We start from the raw sequence: 16,735 nt of genomic DNA, 5'->3' as shown, positions 1-16,735 counted from the left end.
TTTTAAAAACTATGCGAAAACCTCTCAACAATGCACAATGCATCACGCTGACCCTCCTTTGGGCAGCCCTCTGCTTCATCGTACTCACCTCTGCACCGAAAATTGACGGACCGCTGACACTTATGCTTATCATATCCGGAGCACTTGTGTTTATCCCTATCATAAAGTCCATAAAAAGCAGGAACAAATAATCACTTAGGCACAATAAACACAGCAAACAAGTTAAATTGATATTTTTCCATCATTTTTATTTATCAATTGTTGCATAAATCAAAAAAAAGATATACTTTTGGCACATCAAACGACAAACAGCGACTGATTAGAAAAGAAAACTAACCAATAATAAATAACGATAATCTTTTTGACTTATGAATGCAGCTAAAGTATTGGAAGATCTGAAAAGAAGATTTCCGAACGAACCTGAATACCATCAGGCGGTAGAAGAAGTGTTGGGAACAATAGAAGAAGAATACAACAAGCACCCTGAATTCGACAAAGTAAACCTTATCGAGCGTCTGTGCATTCCCGACCGTGTATACCAGTTCCGTGTAACATGGATGGATGACAAAGGCAATATTCAGACCAACATGGGTTACCGTGTACAGCATAACAACGCAATCGGCCCGTACAAAGGCGGTATCCGTTTCCACAGCTCTGTAAATCTGGGTATTCTGAAATTCCTTGCTTTCGAACAGACTTTCAAGAACTCGCTGACCACCCTTCCGATGGGAGGAGGAAAAGGCGGTTCCGACTTCTCTCCGAGAGGCAAATCAAATGCAGAAGTAATGCGTTTCTGCCAGGCTTTCATGCTGGAATTGTGGCGTCATATCGGTCCCGAAACTGATGTACCTGCCGGTGATATAGGTGTAGGCGGACGTGAAGTCGGCTATATGTTTGGCATGTACAAAAAGCTGACCCGCGAATTCAGCGGTGTACTGACCGGAAAAGGACGCGAATTCGGAGGCTCTCTGATACGCCCGGAAGCAACCGGATACGGAAACATCTACTTCCTGCTTGAAATGCTGAAAACGCGCAATATAGACATCAAAGGCAAAACCTGCCTGGTATCCGGCTCGGGCAATGTGGCTCAGTACACTGCTGAAAAGCTGATCGAACTGGGAGCAAAAGTTGTTACCATGTCTGATTCCGACGGTTATATCTATGATCCGGACGGCATCGACCGCGAAAAGCTGGACTACATCATGGAACTGAAGAACCTGTACCGCGGACGCATCCGTGAATATGCAGAAAAATACGGCTGCAAGTATGTACCGGGCGCACGTCCCTGGAATGAAAAGGCTGACATCGCGCTTCCGTCTGCAACTCAGAACGAAATAAACGGAGATGATGCAAAAGCACTGGTAGCCAACGGTGTCTTCGCCGTTTCAGAAGGAGCCAACATGCCTTCTACTCCGGAAGCCATCCGTGTATTCCAGGATGCAAAGATTCTTTATGCTCCGGGAAAAGCAGCAAACGCCGGCGGCGTGTCAGTATCAGGTCTGGAAATGACCCAGAACTCAATCAAACTGAGTTGGAGCCAGGAAGAAGTGGATGAAAAACTGAAAAGCATCATGAAGAATATCCACGAAGCCTGCGTGAAGTACGGAACCGAACCCGACGGATACATCAACTACGTGAAGGGCGCCAACGTTGCCGGCTTTATGAAAGTTGCCAACGCAATGATGGCTCAAGGTATCGTATAAGCCCAGATTATTGTTCCGTAATCTAAATCACTCCCGGTTCTGTTTGCAGGCAGAACCGGGATTTTTTGTATATACATTTCCATATCTCATCCATTTACACTATTTTTGCACAAACCTTAATATGAAATAATCATGAGATACCTTGACCCCAAAGCAGACCTGACCTTCAAAAAAGTGTTCGGCGAACACCCCGACCTTATCAAAAGCTTGTTGAATGCCCTTCTTCCCTTTGAAACCCCTGAAGAAGAAATCAACGAGATAGAATATCTTACACCAGAGCTGGCTCCAGAAACGCCTTTAAAGAAAAACAGCATTGTCGATGTGAGATGCCGGGACAAACGCGGACGCCAGTTTATCGTTGAAATGCAGATGTTATGGTCGTCAGCTTTCATGCAAAGGGTACTGTTCAACGCATCCAAGGCTTATGTACGGCAGCTTGACGGCAAAGAAAAATACGAACTCCTCCAACCGGTATATTCGCTCAGCCTGGTAAACGAGGTATTTGCTCCCGACATAGAAGATTTCTACCACGATTATCGCATCGTACAAATACAGCATACGGACAGAATCATCGAAGGCCTGCGCTTTATATTCGTCGAACTGCCCAAATTCACTCCCCATACATACAGTGAAAAGAAAATGTATGTCTTGTGGCTGCGCTATCTAACAGAGATCAACGGAAAAACACGAGAAATACCGCAAGAATTACTGGACAATCCGGAAATCAAGAAAGCTGTGACTCTCCTTGAAGAATCGGCCTTCAGCGATGCCCAACTACTCGGATACGATGATTTTTGGGATGCGGTACGCGTAGAACAAACGCTGGTCAGTGATGCCTTGCAAAAAGGAAAGCAAGAGGGCATACAGGAAGGTATGAAACAAGGCATGAAACAAGGTATGAAACAAGGTATGAAACAAGGTATGAAACAAGGAGAACGAAATAAAGAAGTACAAATAGCGAAAAAGCTCAAGGCGATGGGTATGGAAACAACACTCATCATACAGGCTACAGGACTTACAGCCGATGAAATAGCTGCGCTATGAAACAGAAATGCCCTACATCTGGCTGACACAGCCGATGCAGGGCACCGGCCATTATCAGCTCTGACACCTCTACAGGCAAGCGTGATATCTCCAGTGAACACACGGCCAGCCTTCCATACAAAACTTTCAGCAACAGCACCGTATTTCAGCAACAGCAAAAAACAAAAATATCAGGCCAAAAGCTCCCATTTACAAATATTTTCCGTAATTTTGCCCTACTAATTTATTAATTACCAAGCGATAATAAACATGAAAGTAAAAAATCTATTATTAGGGCTGTTTGCAAGCTGTGCCATTACTTCCTGCATACAGGACGAAGCACCTAATGTGGAAGCGGCCATCGACGGATGTGAAGGTGAAAACATCCTGCTGACCAACATTTCGCACAACACAAAAGAAATCGAAGTCTATATGGCAGATATGGACATGTCAAAGCAAACGCTGGTCTTTACGCTGGCAGACAAGGCTACCATACAGTTGGACGATCCGGAAACGAACGACACACAGCCTGCGCTTCAGAAAGACACCACATGGACCTGCCAATGTGACTTCTCGCAAAATAAACAGCGACACTTCACGGTAAAGTCGGAAAGCGGAAGCAACCAGGCAACTTATACGCTGAGCATCAACACAATCGAATTGTCGGACTATACAAAATACTCATTCGAGGAACTGAAAGAAACGACACCCTACCACGTTCTGTACCTGACTACCGAATCGGGAATCATGCAATGGGCCAGCGGAAATCCCGGATTTGAAATAAGCGGAATGGCTCAAGATGCAGAAGATTATCCTACGGCACAGAGTTCGGACGGATATAGCGGCAAATGCGTAAAACTGACCACAAGAGATACAGGAAACTTCGGGAAACCCATTGGAATGCCTATCGCGGCAGGAAATCTGTTCATTGGATCTTTCGATGTGCAAAACGCTATACAGCATCCGCTGCAAGCCACTCTCTTCGGCTTCCCATTCACAAAAAAACCGGTCCGGATGACAGGATACTACAAGTATAAAGCCGGAGAAACATTCACGGATGAAAACAAAGAAGAAGTGTCGAAATCTGATATGGGCGACATCTATGCAGCATTATATGAATCCTTTACAGGCGACTACTCCTTGAACGGCGACCTGTTCCCTCAGGACGGACCTATAGACGAACACATCGTATCACTGGCCAGAATCGGACAAGACGGAAACCCGACGATGGCCGAAACAGACCAATGGACACGCTTCGAACTCAGTTTCGAGCCGCAGAATGGCAAGACTATTGATGAGGAAAGACTGAGAAACGGGGAATACAAGCTGGCCATCGTATTCACTTCAAGCATCGAAGGAGCTTATTTCCGCGGAGCCGTAGGAAGCGAACTGTACGTTGACGAAGTAGAAATTGTATGCGAATAATTAAAACAGAAAAACATGAATAGCAGAAACATACTGATTGCCCTTATAGCTGCTTTCGTCCTGAATGCAGAAAGCCTGTACGCACAATCATCAGACTATAAAGCCAACAGAGAACACAAAGGATTGATCTGGTCTGCACTCCACGGATTGGACTACGAATTCAAGGCAGGGGTCAACATCGGAGGAACTTCGCCGCTTCCTCTGCCCCAAGAAATCAGAAGCATCGAAAGCTACAAGCCCGGACTGGGCATCGCTCTCGAAGGAAATGCCACCAAATGGTTGGGAAAAGAGCAGAAATGGGGGGTAAGCGTAGGATTGAGACTCGAAAGCAAGACCATGACAACCGAAGCCACCGTGAAGAACTACGGAATGGAAATCTTTAACGAAGTGGGAGGAAAAATACAGGGAATATGGACCGGAGGGGTACGCACCAAAGTCAGAACTTCCTATCTTACGGTTCCGATTCTGGCAAATCTCAAAATCGGAAACAGATGGAAAGTTTCTGCCGGACCTTATCTCTCTTACATGATGGAGGGGGATTTCTCAGGAAACGTATACGAAGGACATCTGCGCACACCGGACGCAACGGGAAGCCGTGTCAACTTCTCCGGAGAGAACATTGCAACTTATGACTTCTCAAACGAGCTCCGCCGATTCCAATGGGGACTTCAGGCGGGGGGAACATGGAAGGCCTACAAGCATCTGAATGTCCATGCAGACCTGACATGGGGACTGAACGACATCTTCCAAAAAGATTTCAAGACCATCTCGTTTGCCATGTATCCCATTTATCTGAATTTCGGCTTCGGATACGAATTTTAAATACAAGAGCTGACTACAGAAAAGTGCGGAGCCGCAGAATGACATCAATTTTCTGCGGCTCCGCATTTTTATCTGATACGCAGTTACCATGCCACAATCTTCCCGAATTCGCTCCGGTCAAGCGTGGCGGAAGTTATGCCCAAGGCCGTGATATAGCTAAAGCCCTCTCGTTTCCCAGAAGAGAAATCTGCGCGGGCTGCACACCAATCCCTGGCTGCTTCTGAGTGAGATGCTGCAACAGCCTTGCCTTGCGGACTCTTTCGCCCCAAAAGAAGGACTCAGCCTTTTCTTTCCACTCGCAGAAAGAACTACATCTCTAGCCTAGAGATACACATCTCCAGCCTAAAGACATATATCTCCAGCTTGAAGATACGTATCTCCAAACTGAAGACAAACTTTTATACGCAATCTCCGGCATTATTCTTTCGCATAGATTTGCCGGATAATTCGAACTGGGAAAATAAAAAGCTGCTCCTGATTATATGTCAGAAACAGCTTTTCAATTATAATATAGAATGATTGGTTTTATTATTATTCACCAATTACTTCGAGTTCGTCTACCCAAAGAGTACTGTTTGCTGCACCCTTGAATTCACTACCATTTACACTTGACTGACAAACAATTGCCAACTTATATTGCTTATCTGAGGAATATTCAGCATCACCTACTGGTTCAAAAGAAATTTCAAAATTAACCCACTCACCATTGGTATCAGCAACACCTGCGTCACCCCCAACTTGAGCCAACAACACACGATTTGAAGCTGTTTTCAAGTTAGTACCATCAAGCGTTTCATCAGCAGAAGCTTCGTATAATACAGCTAATATCAGACCTCTATCTTCTCCTTCCTGGTTTTCAAGCGCAGGCTCCTGAGATCCGTCAATATAATTATCGCCCTTAGCATACTTATAAACACCTTTAAAGGTCAAAGGTTTTTTATCATAAGAGATTCCAAACTTTGTCATCGTCAACTGTTTAGCAGCTTCTGTTTGCATAGAAAACTCAAAAGTACCTGTATATAAAGAAGCAGGAGTTATAGCAGGAATACTACCGGGAATGAGCTCTGACAGATCATTCGTATACAACGTCTGGAGTTTTACAGCACTTCCACTATAACCGTTTTCTTCCTTTGTCATAGCATAATCGCCTTCATATCCTCCTCCCAAAGGAGTCCTCAAAGCTGCAACACCTTCATTTGCACTTGCCAGTTCGTCCAAAGGCAATGGAGAATCCCAAGAAGCACTTTGGGTATCAACAAATCCCGTAGAAGTTCCGTTCTTCGTGCCCCATTCATCAAACGAATATTTCCAAGAAGAAAGTTTAGAAGGAACATTTACTGTATACTCAGCAACTGTTTTTCCATCCTCAGAAACAACGGTGTAAGTTATGTCATCAGAAAAGTCAGTAGCCACACCACCTGCAGGAGAAAGAGTAGCACCGTCTGAAACTGTTATAGTCGGAACAAGCGCAGTCACATCAGCACCTTCAGAAACCCCGAAAGTAATAGTATTATCCTCATTGATAACAGGCTGAGAAATTACGACAGAATTAGCATCTACAGAACTGTCAAATGTAAAAGAAGTTATCTTGGCCTCTGTGTTTTCAGTTCCTTTCAGTTTAACACCTTTATAAACAACATTTACATCAATGCTACCGTTCCATACAATAGCCAATTCTACAACCACACTGTCTCCGAAAAGGGTAACATCAGAAGTAACAGGGCAAGTTCCTACCAACGAATTAGAAAATGTCATTTCCTCTTCACGATGGAAAGTATAGGTCGTATTATCTTCAGACGACAACTGGCAATCAGCCAATGTCACGTCACCTAATTCAATAGCCCCAGCAAAAGTAAAATTACTTATAACCAAATCTATAGAATCATTTCCGGCCTTCGAAATTGTAATATTCTGATACATAAGCGGAGTAGAAGCCCCTCCAACACTTACATCCAAAGTTCCTTTATATTCCCCAACAAAATTATCAGCTACAGATACAGAATCTTCCCCTGTTCCTGTACCTCCCCCCGGATTTGGGTCTTCATTCAAGCCATCATCGTCGCTGCAAGAAGCAAACATCGTTACGGCAAACAGAGCCGCAAAAAAATAATAAAATACATTCTTTTTCATCTGTTCTTTATTAATTGATTAATCGGCTGCAAAATAAGGACAAAGAAACAAATAACACAAGGTCTATTTCTTTTATTATTTGTCTGTTTTTCATTTTTTGCTAAAAAGCATGCTAGTAATCAAATGAAACGATGTTCAATCTTTAAGAAATACGTTCTGTTTTTCATATGCAATTCCATGAGCGACAAATATCCCCGCCATAACCGCTCGGCCATGGCGGGAATACTTTATTTAATCATAATCATACTCCAGACTGAAATCATCCAGCCACAACGTCGCTCCCGGACCTCCGGTGAAATAGTCACCATACTTGCTTGCCGAGCAGACAATAAGCAAAGCAGTCGGACGGCGGTTGGTAGCACGGTAGTCAAGCTCCACACTGAATTCTCTGTAATCCGAAACATTCTCACCGCACACCATCTCACCGTAAGCGATGATATGCGAATCATTCTTGTCGAAATATGTGCCGTTATTGTTAGCGTTGTCCGTCAGAATCTCAACTGCCGTAAACTGTCCCGTTTCTGAATTGGCTGACGAAAGCTCCCAGTCGCCTAAAGCCACCCATACGATACAGCTGTCGGGCCTTGACTCAAGATACTCAAATCCGGCATTGACTTTGGTAATCGGTGCCGTCTGATACTTGAAATATCCTTTGAGCCGCGTCGGATAGGAAGTAAAGCCACGTCCGAATCCCAAACGGCCGTTCATGCCCACCGTTTCTTTATACTCGCCGATAAACAAGTTTCCGGCAGCAAGCACACCGACTACAGTTGCCGACTTCAGTTGGGCGGCAGTCGTCCCCCGGCTTCCCGGACGCGGATCGCTTACGGGAGTGGTTACATTATCCTTGTCGCTCAGCGTAGTGCTTCCATGGTTGCCCGTATCCCAGAAAGGAGATCCGCCCTCTGCCCACGGACAAATCGACTTGCCGTTACGTCCGGCATTATGGACCCAATCCTCAAAGTCCATGTTAGGAACTGTTTCAACGTCAACGGTAGAGAACTCAACCGCATCGGCATACTCTTCACCGGAATAGGCTCTGCACTCATAGGTGGCATTCGCATCCAGATGAGGAACACGGGCACGGAACTCGCCGCCATCGACTGTCAGATACTCCTGCGGCACACGGATCCATTCCGCCGCACCCACTTCCCGGTATTCAAAACCGCAGTCGGCACCGGCAACTCCCGTTCCGTACATCCAGCCCACATTCACCCATCCGTCAGCCGATTCAGTTATCACGTTTGTAGGGCTGTTATACACCCTGACCCTCCAGATCTGGTCCACAAACCCTCCGTAAGTCACCCGGACCGACGCTTCCGCATAGTTCGCATACAGCGTCCACTTCAATGTCGGGACCGAAGTCACTTCACCGTTCATAGCCGAACCTTCCGGCCCAAGCTTCAACGCAAGCAAGCTGAATTCAGAAAGGTCAGCGTCTTTCCTTATCAATGCCCTTGCCACCAGGTTCACTTCATCAAAAGTAGCGTTTCCGACCTGATTCTCCACCTGAAAAGTCCGCTCAACCGGCTGGCTGCGGACAACAGTCCACTCATAATCCTGATACAAAGACAACGTCACTTTGTAAGGAGAAGACAGATTGATTTCCTGCCCCACAGACAACGTGGAAGAAGCTTTATCCGTACAGGTGAATTCGGTCACCTTCAGACTGGAAGGATTCACCGTTTCGCCCAAAGTCATCGTCACCGTCCTGTCATCCTCCGAAATGACAGCGTTCCCGATCTGTCCCTCAACCTGCATAGACACGATTGAAAGCGGAACTTTGGCATAGGGTATATCATTCTTTATGCATCCGGAAAACAAGACGGCAGCCGCCAGTCCGCAGACACATTTCACTAAAGACCGTTTCTTCATATATCCGATTACAAACATAAAGTCAAGCCAATATTGATATTAAGGATATTAATTTTAAAATCAGCGCCGCTGGCATGACGCTTCCCTTCCACTCCAGCCTGATCACGCTGCTTTTCAGAACGGAATTTCAATCCAGCCACACCGAAAGACATCTCAGCGCACAGGTTCTTGGTAATGAACACAGCCACACCCGGATTAATGCCCAGGCGGATTTCATTGATAGTAGTTTCGGTGCGTTTCATATCAGCATCAGCCCCATCCGAATAGACAGATGTCCCGTGCCTGTAAGTAAGTTCCGTTTCGTTAAACAGTCCGAATATTCCGTTTTCGTCAAGACCTATATAAGAACGCATGAATGCGCCTGCCGAATACAAGTCTTCACTGTATTTCAGGTTTCCGAACGAAAAGTGGTAGTCCGTACCAAGATTCAGTTCTACGTTGCCAAGCCCTGCGTCAAGGTGATGATAGCCCAGCTTCATCCCCAGCACCAGGTTGTCTTTCAATGCATATCCCACGAACGGATTCACAGACTTTACGGAGAAATTGGCGTTCAAATCGCCGACTATGGAATAAAGCATGGTGCTTTCGTCACTGTCATAGTTTACAAACGAAAAAGTCAGGCCTCCCAGCCACTTTCCCTTTTCAACAAAACGGTAGTTACGGATTCCACGGTCATAGCGTCCGATAGGCTTGATGCGTATCAGGCTGTTTGACTCGACAATCACATTCTTCTTCGGCTGCATCGGTTCCTTAGTCCGCTCCACATACACCGTATCATGAATTACAATCGTATCACGATGCTGGGCCGACACATCAAACGCGCCAAAGCCCAGAAACAGCACAACAAACAGTATAATATATTTCATACAACTCTCCTACAGATAAAAGGCTATACCCAAGCCGATTGAAAACAAATTGATTCTAAAATTGGCAGAACTCGACGACTGGTCGCCCGTATAGATCTGGTCTGTCTTCTGTTTCACCTTGCTGAAATTGACGCCAAGCACTCCGACACTCACCTCAACAGCAGTATAATTGTTTACAAACGCCACAATGCCGGGACACACACCAATACCCACATCCGTTGATGTCGTATAGGTTCCGGTCAGTTCATTGCCTTCTTTTGTCACAAGCTTCGCCTGCGAACCGCCGAACTGCAACTGCGTTTCGGCATACAGGGCAAACCGCTTGCTCGTACCCAGATTGATATAGTTGCGCATCACCGCCATCACCGAGTACGAATGCTTCAACTGGTACGTGTCGTTCAAATCAAAGTTCAGGTCTTCTCCCAGATCAACAGACAGGCCGTTGAATTTGGTCAGCGTTCTTCCGTAAGAGAAGCGTCCTCCCATTGTCAGATTGTCTTTCACCGCGTAGGTAACCAACGGACTGACATTAAATGTATAGCCGTCGGAATTAAATTTGTCTATAATCAGAAACTGATAATTCTCTTCCGTATGCTCCGAATAGGAAACGGAACTTCCAACCACCCACTGTCCCTTAGGAACAAATACATTGTCAGGAATCTTGATCTTGCCTTCCTGTGCCCGGCCAGTCACAGCCAGACACAGCAAAGCGAAAAGGTATAAAATCTTCTTCACAAAACGTTCATTTTTCGAGTTCGCTCTCTTCATAAATTAACTCCAGATCGTCCAGCCACATGGTGCTGCCCGTAGAACCTTCAAAGTAGTCACCGTACCGGCTTGCGGATGCAACCAGTATAATACGGGCAGGAATACGGTCTGTCGCACGGTAATCCAGTGGAATGGTAAATTCTACCATACCGCTGCCGTCCGTACTTGAAGTCCAGACCTGCTCACCGTAAGCAAGCACATTTTCCGCATTCGGATCAAACAGTTTCGGATCTGCCGTCTTCACGATAAAGGCCCACTGGGAACCGTCGTCGTATGTTTCCGGCTCTCCGTCTGTCAAGGCTATATAAACGATGCCTTGGTCAGGCTGGTCATTGGCTATGTGGTTTCCACCTCTATCCACCGTTCCGCTTACGTAACGGATATGTCCGCGCAAAGCCAAAGGACGAGTAGTAAACGGACGACCCCAGCCAAGCACGCCGTTCGTCCCGGATGTTGCAAGATACTTGCCGATAAAAAGATTGCCTGCCGCAAACTTTCCAATACCCAAAAGACTTGGATAAGCAGATTTCAGTTTGGCAGAATAGGAACCGCCATGCTTTATGGAAGAGTCTGATGTTGTCACATCTATATTCAACGTGGCTGATCCGTGATTTCCGGAATCCCAGAACATTTCTTCGCCGCTTCCATAAATCAGCATGGGCGTGCTTCCCGACCATTTTTCAAATCCGGCATTCGGCAACTGAACGGCTGTTTCCGTTGTGAATTCCTGAATCACATTTGAAACTTTCGTATCTTCCAGCACCTGATACTCATAAGTTGTCCCGGGAACAAGTCCGGTCAACAGCACAGACTTGATCTGATTTCCCTCACGGCTGGCCGCAATGCCTTCTGTCCAGGAACCTGTTCCTTTCTGACGATAGCGGAAAGTCAACGTGCCGGTCGGGTTCTTACCTTCAATCACTTCCGCATACAAGGTTGCTCTGTCTGCCCAGATTTCATATATATAAGGTATAGCTATGGCACGGACATTCGAATCAGACACCACAATGCTTAAAGCCGCCGTTCTGGATTTATTGTTCGCGTCTGCCGCAGCAACCGTCAGTTCATAAACGCCCTCATTCTCAAAAAGCGCATTCAAGGCAGCATTCCAGTTAACAGTCAGACGTGATTCCGAATCAAGCGCCACATCGATGCCCTTATTCTGCAATTCCAAGCGAAAAGCCTCATCCAGCAAATCACCTGATGCAATATCCAAAGCAGCAAGCAGCGAACCTTCCACTGTAACCTGAGATAGAACAGAAGAAGCAGAAACCACCGTTACCGGACTTACTTCCGTCCCCGGCTCCAACGTCCAGTCCTCACCGTCCGGAAGAACCACATTGTCATTTGTCCACCGGATGACAGGCCGCTGATAAATCCCGACAGACTCTTCCCTTTTAATCAAAGGTGTTTCATCCACCTGCAGTTCAAAGAAACTTCCGCCCTGCTCCGGAATTTCCGGCTCTTCGCCTCCTTGTCCATAATTATAAGTAAGCGTGTATAAGGTAGCTTCCTCCGCATTTTCTATACGGTCCGTCTGCGTAAACTTCTCGCCCGACTTGGTTACACCGGTCAGTGTACAGATAAAGTATTTCTTTCCCTGCGGGAACGTGTAATAACCGACCGGAGATTCCGCCGCTTCCTCACTGCTTGCCCATTGATAATTCAAGCCTCCATTTTCCGCATCTACGGCGACATTCACTTCCGCACTTTTCAGATAAGTGTCAAATTCCTTGTCGAAGTTCACTTTCACCAGGGCGTTCGCAATATTGCATGTGACATTCACCGTGGTCTGTTGCCCTTTGGCAATTATAAACGGTTCCTCACCCGCATAAAACTTGCTATCAAACGAGGCGGCTACAGAATCTCCGGCAGTAACACGCACCTTGTAATCATCACCCGAAGCCAACGTGATTCCGCTCTCCACTTCACCGCCCCATCCTTTATATTTGCGCACCAATTTGTTTCCCTGAAACACACGCACGCGGGCCGTTTCCTTCAATGCCTCAGCCGGATCAGAAACACCATCCTCCGTTTCATCTCCTTCCGCGCGCGACACAACCTTCACTTCCTCACCCTGCCTCATGTCGAGCAGCAGCGTGCCCTCACCTGCGTCCGACCATCGGTCTTCCTGGCGGCACGCACCCAACAAGACAAGCGAACAAAGTATAAACAAAATCCTCTTCATACACCTGCTTCTTTTCATTCGGCATTACGGCTGTCAATGGTCAAAGCGGCTTTCGCTTCAACATCATTGACATCGACCACACTGATATTAAAGGTATGTACTCCGGCAAAAGCTTCATTAGCCAGCAAACCTACAAACTGAGTCACATCGAACACCACTTGCTGCTGGCCGATTACTGCTTCTCCAACAGGCAATCCCAAGCCTTCAAGGTTTTTAGCCAAATCCCCCGGATAAGCCAAATCAAAAGAAAGACTTAAGATTTCTTCTACAGCCGCAGCAAAGCTTCCGCTTGTCGTTTCAATCTGCACATAAACATGAGCCAGTCCGTCGGGAGCATTCAGCAAAACCACAACCGGCTGGGTCAAATCCGTAACCGTTTCATCGATATTGAATCCTTGTCCAACAACTGACGGATTCCCGAAGTCCAAGATTTCATCCTCGTCAGGAACAATCATTCCTCCGATGGAAACCTTCTCACACGCTGCATTCAAAGCCAATCTGCCGACAGACACAATTCCGCCCGTTCCGGGATCGACCGATGTAGAAGCCTCCACCAACGTATAAGTGACAATCAGTTCCGTACCGATGACAATATCGGGATACGAACGAGTAATCGAAACATTTTCTCCTTCCACTTCGCCTGTCAGCACCACATCCACCGCATTGTTTGTTGCCTGACCATGAAAAAATCCCGAACGGGTTTCATCTTTGGCAAATTCCAGCGATTCATTTCCCACCTTGACACTCACCTTGACATCATCGCCCAACAAAGCGGCAAGCTTCTCATCATACTTGATTGTCACCTTGACATTCTTCAACGTACAGTTCACCTGGCCGGCATCCACAATATTGTCTTTCGTGATTGCAAATGTCCCGGACTCGCCTTCACAGTACGGAGTATCAAAAGCCGCGCCTTCCGTTGCCGGGCTGTGCGCCTTTATCTTATATGTGCCCACATTCAATGTATATACTTCCGGCATTTCGCTGTAGGTCCATTCCTGCACCAGCGCATCGTCTGCCGTATAAATGCCAATCACGTAATCTTCCAAATCCGAAGCGGCACGCGATATGCTGACCAGCGGTTCCGTATTGAAAGTAAGCTTCGGACGCTCGCTGTCTTTCAAGGGAGCCAGATTGACCTGTCCGGTCTGACTCAAGTCGAAATCCATCTTCTCACTGTGGCATGCTGCAAACATCAGACTTGCCAACAAAACGAATGCAAATATCAAGTTTCGTTTCATTTTATTGCTTTGTTTTTATTCGTAAATTAATGATATATCGTCGATATAAAGCTGGCTGCCTATGTATTCGCCATCGCTCAGATTCATTCTTGGAGGAACACTCATATAGTTATAACGCGTTTCCGTACCCGACTTAAAAATAATATAAATATGAGTCGCTTTACGGTCCCGATAATCAGCAGTGTATTTTATCGATATGCTTCCCTGCGTATAGTTCGTTACCTTTCCTCCACTTTTCAGATAACCCTGCCCTAAAACAGTCGGACTTCCATCTCTGTTCTCCACTTTCACCCAGACTTCAAAATTATCATTGCTCGCAGATCGTCCGCTTGAAGGCGTATACTTGTAATAAAAAGACAACGCATCAGGACGAGATGCAAACAGATAAGGGGAATAATCCGTTTCGGGAGATTCCGATTTTTTTCCCAAATACAAATATCCCGGATCTGTATGTGTCATAGAACCATCCCAGAAAGGTCCTGGAGCCGTCGTTCCTGCTCCCCAGCCTACCGTACGAATCAGGGCAGCCTTTTCTCCCTTATGGCAGTCTGCCGTTTCTTTCGTTCCGGAATTAGCGACATACGCATAATCATAAGGAAAATTGTCACTGCCGTCAGAAGTGGTTTTTAAATTCAGCGTATTCCATCCATCTGTTTCCGGCTCATTCCAGGGATACCAGATTCCCCAATAGTCACCGCCACGTTCATAACTCCACGATTCCATACCTGCATTTGGAACCTGCAATTCTTCTTCTGTCTGAATTTCCACTTCATTGGTCGGCTCTGCATCCGTCTTCCGGGCACGCAGTTTCAATGCCGAATTGGAAGACAATCCATTCACCGTAACATAATTGCCATCAATCTCCTTAACCGATACATTCTCCCATTTGCCCGCCTTATATTGCTGGAACTGGAGTGCGGACAGATTTTCTTCATTATAAACATGAACCACAGCCCTTTTAGCCCAAACATCCGCCTCACTGTCAACCAATATTCCATAACTTACAGGCAATTCGGCAGACTCCAGACTATATGCCAGGTAAGAGGCCGAAACCTTGAACGGGTCCTTGAACTGCACACCGTCGGGGGCCTGCAGGCTGACAATATACTGCCTGCCGTTTTCCGTAGCCATGCCTTCGCTAATCCCTGTAACGGTCAGAGGCTGGCTTCCGTCCGCCAAAACAAAGGAAGCCTTTGACGGATCACCGTCCACAAAAGAAATGGAAACCTGGCAGGTGTTTCCTAAGAAAGGAACCTCAACGTCGGTCGGCGAAACAGCGAAATTGCAAAGCTGAGGAGCGACTCTCAGCGTCAAAGGATCGGAAACCTTTCCATATTTGTCTATCGCACGCAATTCAAAAGCACTTTCTCCTCTTCCTGCCGGGAGATTGCCTACCAGACCGGTATAGTCAACCAAAGCCATTTGGGAAACATTGCCCGAAAGCCCTTTTGTCTGGAAACCCAGTCCTTTCAGCGTTTCGAGTTTGGCATCAGCAGCCGTCAGATCAATCTCGCCGGACACTCCTTTCTCTTCCAGATAAGACGAGGCGACCGTCATCTTGCAGGAAGCCAGCCCCGCTGCCGCATTCACATACACCGACAACTGCTCTTTCGCATTTGCTCCTTCAACCGGCTCCAGAATGTTCTCCGGAACAAACCCTGAAGCTTTCAGATAAGGAGCCGGAGCATTCAACGCCTCGTTTGACACATCAAATGAAACATTTTCGTCAGAAACCTCTTCTGAAAATTCCACAGTCATGGTAGCCGACGAAACATCTACATCCAGCGTCAACGTATAAGCATGACGGGCCTCAGCCTGAAACGACTTCACTTCGTATTCAGCTTCTTGCGCCTGGCCGGCCTTCCGGACCTTCACACGCACGGAAACCGTTCCCGGAGCAAAATAGGCAGAACGCTGCTCGTCCTGAACATAAGCGACTTTATTCCCCGACGCACCGGTCACTTCTGCGGAATAGGCCGCAGAAAAATACGACTTGAAATCATCCGTATACACGACGGCCAGCCTGGCATTGGCCAGATAGCAGGAAACATTGACCGGAGTCGTTTCGCCCCGCTTCACCGTAAAATCCTGCGAACCCTCGAAATAAGGCTTGTCAAAGCCTTCATCAGACAAATCACCGTACCATGCCTTCGCTACATAGGCACCCGGACGCAATTCAAAATTCTCCTCTTCGCTCATCGTACGATAAGTATCCCACGAAAGCACCTTCTCGCCGTGACTGGATACAGATACGGAAAAGTCATTTACATCGGGCAACGATTCGGCCGCAGCTCCCTCACCTGATTTCCCGCCTGCTTCAGCACGGCTGGCATCAACCCCTACAATCACTTCATTGCTTGCCTGAACATTCATGCTGAAAGACCCGGTTTCACCCAAACTTGAGTAATCCTCCTGCGAACAGGAAGACAAACCGGCAAGCAAAAGTCCAAACAAAATGAAAAAATCACCACTTGTCCTCATTCTTAAATAAAATACGGTTTAAATCTGTTATACAACGTTATTTGGAGGGTGCAAAATAACAACTCTTGCCAAAACCCTACAAGGTCAATTCTTTTTATTTCTGCTCTATTTTTCATCACAAAGACATTTCATCATTAAAAAATGCCGTTTTACAGATTTTACGCAAGGAAATTCAAAACGTTTATAGTCTAAATTTAAAATTTCATATTACAC

At 46.4% G+C, this 16,735-nt stretch carries 12 protein-coding genes; 5 read left to right on the top strand and 7 right to left on the bottom strand.

Annotated features, from left to right (window positions below):
* Positions 1–11 precede the first annotated feature (11 nt).
* The 5 genes from NW212_RS09810 to NW212_RS09790 all read left to right on the top strand — a co-directional run bounded on the left by NW212_RS09810 (position 12) and on the right by NW212_RS09790 (position 4,973).
* Positions 12–191 (top strand): hypothetical protein, encoded by a 180-nt coding sequence (locus tag NW212_RS09810; protein WP_258338469.1) that lies wholly within the window; start codon positions 12–14, stop codon positions 189–191.
* Between the two features lie 177 nt (positions 192–368).
* Complete coding sequence (locus tag NW212_RS09805) at positions 369–1,703, top strand: NADP-specific glutamate dehydrogenase (RefSeq protein ID WP_258338468.1); 1,335 nt, start codon at positions 369–371, stop codon at positions 1,701–1,703.
* Positions 1,704–1,835: 132 nt separating this feature from the next.
* Entirely contained in the window at positions 1,836–2,747 is a 912-nt protein-coding gene (locus tag NW212_RS09800; protein ID WP_258338467.1) for an Rpn family recombination-promoting nuclease/putative transposase, read from the top strand.
* A 249-nt stretch (positions 2,748–2,996) separates the two neighbouring features.
* The gene (locus tag NW212_RS09795) at positions 2,997–4,151 is read left to right on the top strand and encodes a PCMD domain-containing protein (protein ID WP_258338466.1); all 1,155 of its coding nucleotides are present in this window, start codon (positions 2,997–2,999) and stop codon (positions 4,149–4,151) included.
* A gap of 15 nt (positions 4,152–4,166) precedes the next feature.
* Positions 4,167–4,973: a porin family protein gene (locus NW212_RS09790; protein ID WP_258338465.1), complete on the top strand. Its 807-nt coding sequence runs from the start codon at positions 4,167–4,169 to the stop codon at positions 4,971–4,973.
* Between the two features lie 531 nt (positions 4,974–5,504).
* Here the strand turns inward: NW212_RS09790 and NW212_RS09785 are convergent.
* The 7 genes from NW212_RS09785 to NW212_RS09755 all read right to left on the bottom strand — a co-directional run bounded on the left by NW212_RS09785 (position 5,505) and on the right by NW212_RS09755 (position 16,522).
* The gene (locus tag NW212_RS09785; RefSeq protein WP_258338464.1) at positions 5,505–7,103 is read right to left on the bottom strand and encodes a PCMD domain-containing protein; all 1,599 of its coding nucleotides are present in this window, start codon (positions 7,101–7,103) and stop codon (positions 5,505–5,507) included.
* Between the two features lie 231 nt (positions 7,104–7,334).
* Positions 7,335–8,978, bottom strand: a complete 1,644-nt coding sequence (locus tag NW212_RS09780) for a PCMD domain-containing protein (protein WP_258338463.1) — start codon at positions 8,976–8,978, stop codon at positions 7,335–7,337.
* An 8-nt stretch (positions 8,979–8,986) separates the two neighbouring features.
* Complete coding sequence (locus NW212_RS09775; protein WP_258338462.1) at positions 8,987–9,844, bottom strand: hypothetical protein; 858 nt, start codon at positions 9,842–9,844, stop codon at positions 8,987–8,989.
* Between the two features lie 9 nt (positions 9,845–9,853).
* Entirely contained in the window at positions 9,854–10,579 is a 726-nt protein-coding gene (locus tag NW212_RS09770) for a hypothetical protein (protein WP_258338461.1), read from the bottom strand.
* A gap of 7 nt (positions 10,580–10,586) precedes the next feature.
* On the bottom strand, positions 10,587–12,800 hold the full coding sequence (locus tag NW212_RS09765; protein WP_258338460.1) for a DUF4493 domain-containing protein: 2,214 nt from the start codon (positions 12,798–12,800) through the stop codon (positions 10,587–10,589).
* A 14-nt stretch (positions 12,801–12,814) separates the two neighbouring features.
* Positions 12,815–14,041 (bottom strand): DUF4493 domain-containing protein, encoded by a 1,227-nt coding sequence (locus tag NW212_RS09760; RefSeq protein WP_258338459.1) that lies wholly within the window; start codon positions 14,039–14,041, stop codon positions 12,815–12,817.
* A gap of 15 nt (positions 14,042–14,056) precedes the next feature.
* On the bottom strand, positions 14,057–16,522 hold the full coding sequence (locus tag NW212_RS09755) for a DUF4493 domain-containing protein (protein ID WP_258338458.1): 2,466 nt from the start codon (positions 16,520–16,522) through the stop codon (positions 14,057–14,059).
* Positions 16,523–16,735 lie beyond the last annotated feature (213 nt).

Source organism: Bacteroides sp. ET225 (assembly GCF_024733745.1).
Taxonomy (GTDB): Bacteria; Bacteroidota; Bacteroidia; order Bacteroidales; family Bacteroidaceae; genus Phocaeicola; species Phocaeicola excrementipullorum.
Note: the sequence above shows the minus strand (reverse complement) of the source record. Positions and strands in the feature narration are given on the sequence as shown.

Excerpts from the sequence above, each read along its gene's own strand:
- NW212_RS09810 (WP_258338469.1), top strand. The coding sequence starts at position 12 with ATGCGAAAACCTCTCAACAATGCACAATGCATCACGCTGACCCTCCTT.
- NW212_RS09780 (WP_258338463.1), bottom strand. The coding sequence starts at position 8,978 with ATGAAGAAACGGTCTTTAGTGAAATGTGTCTGCGGACTGGCGGCTGCC.
- NW212_RS09790 (WP_258338465.1), top strand. The coding sequence starts at position 4,167 with ATGAATAGCAGAAACATACTGATTGCCCTTATAGCTGCTTTCGTCCTG.
- NW212_RS09760 (WP_258338459.1), bottom strand. The coding sequence starts at position 14,041 with ATGAAACGAAACTTGATATTTGCATTCGTTTTGTTGGCAAGTCTGATG.
- NW212_RS09765 (WP_258338460.1), bottom strand. The coding sequence starts at position 12,800 with ATGAAGAGGATTTTGTTTATACTTTGTTCGCTTGTCTTGTTGGGTGCG.
- NW212_RS09795 (WP_258338466.1), top strand. The coding sequence starts at position 2,997 with ATGAAAGTAAAAAATCTATTATTAGGGCTGTTTGCAAGCTGTGCCATT.
- NW212_RS09800 (WP_258338467.1), top strand. The coding sequence starts at position 1,836 with ATGAGATACCTTGACCCCAAAGCAGACCTGACCTTCAAAAAAGTGTTC.
- NW212_RS09755 (WP_258338458.1), bottom strand. The coding sequence starts at position 16,522 with ATGAGGACAAGTGGTGATTTTTTCATTTTGTTTGGACTTTTGCTTGCC.
- NW212_RS09775 (WP_258338462.1), bottom strand. The coding sequence starts at position 9,844 with ATGAAATATATTATACTGTTTGTTGTGCTGTTTCTGGGCTTTGGCGCG.
- NW212_RS09785 (WP_258338464.1), bottom strand. The coding sequence starts at position 7,103 with ATGAAAAAGAATGTATTTTATTATTTTTTTGCGGCTCTGTTTGCCGTA.
- NW212_RS09805 (WP_258338468.1), top strand. The coding sequence starts at position 369 with ATGAATGCAGCTAAAGTATTGGAAGATCTGAAAAGAAGATTTCCGAAC.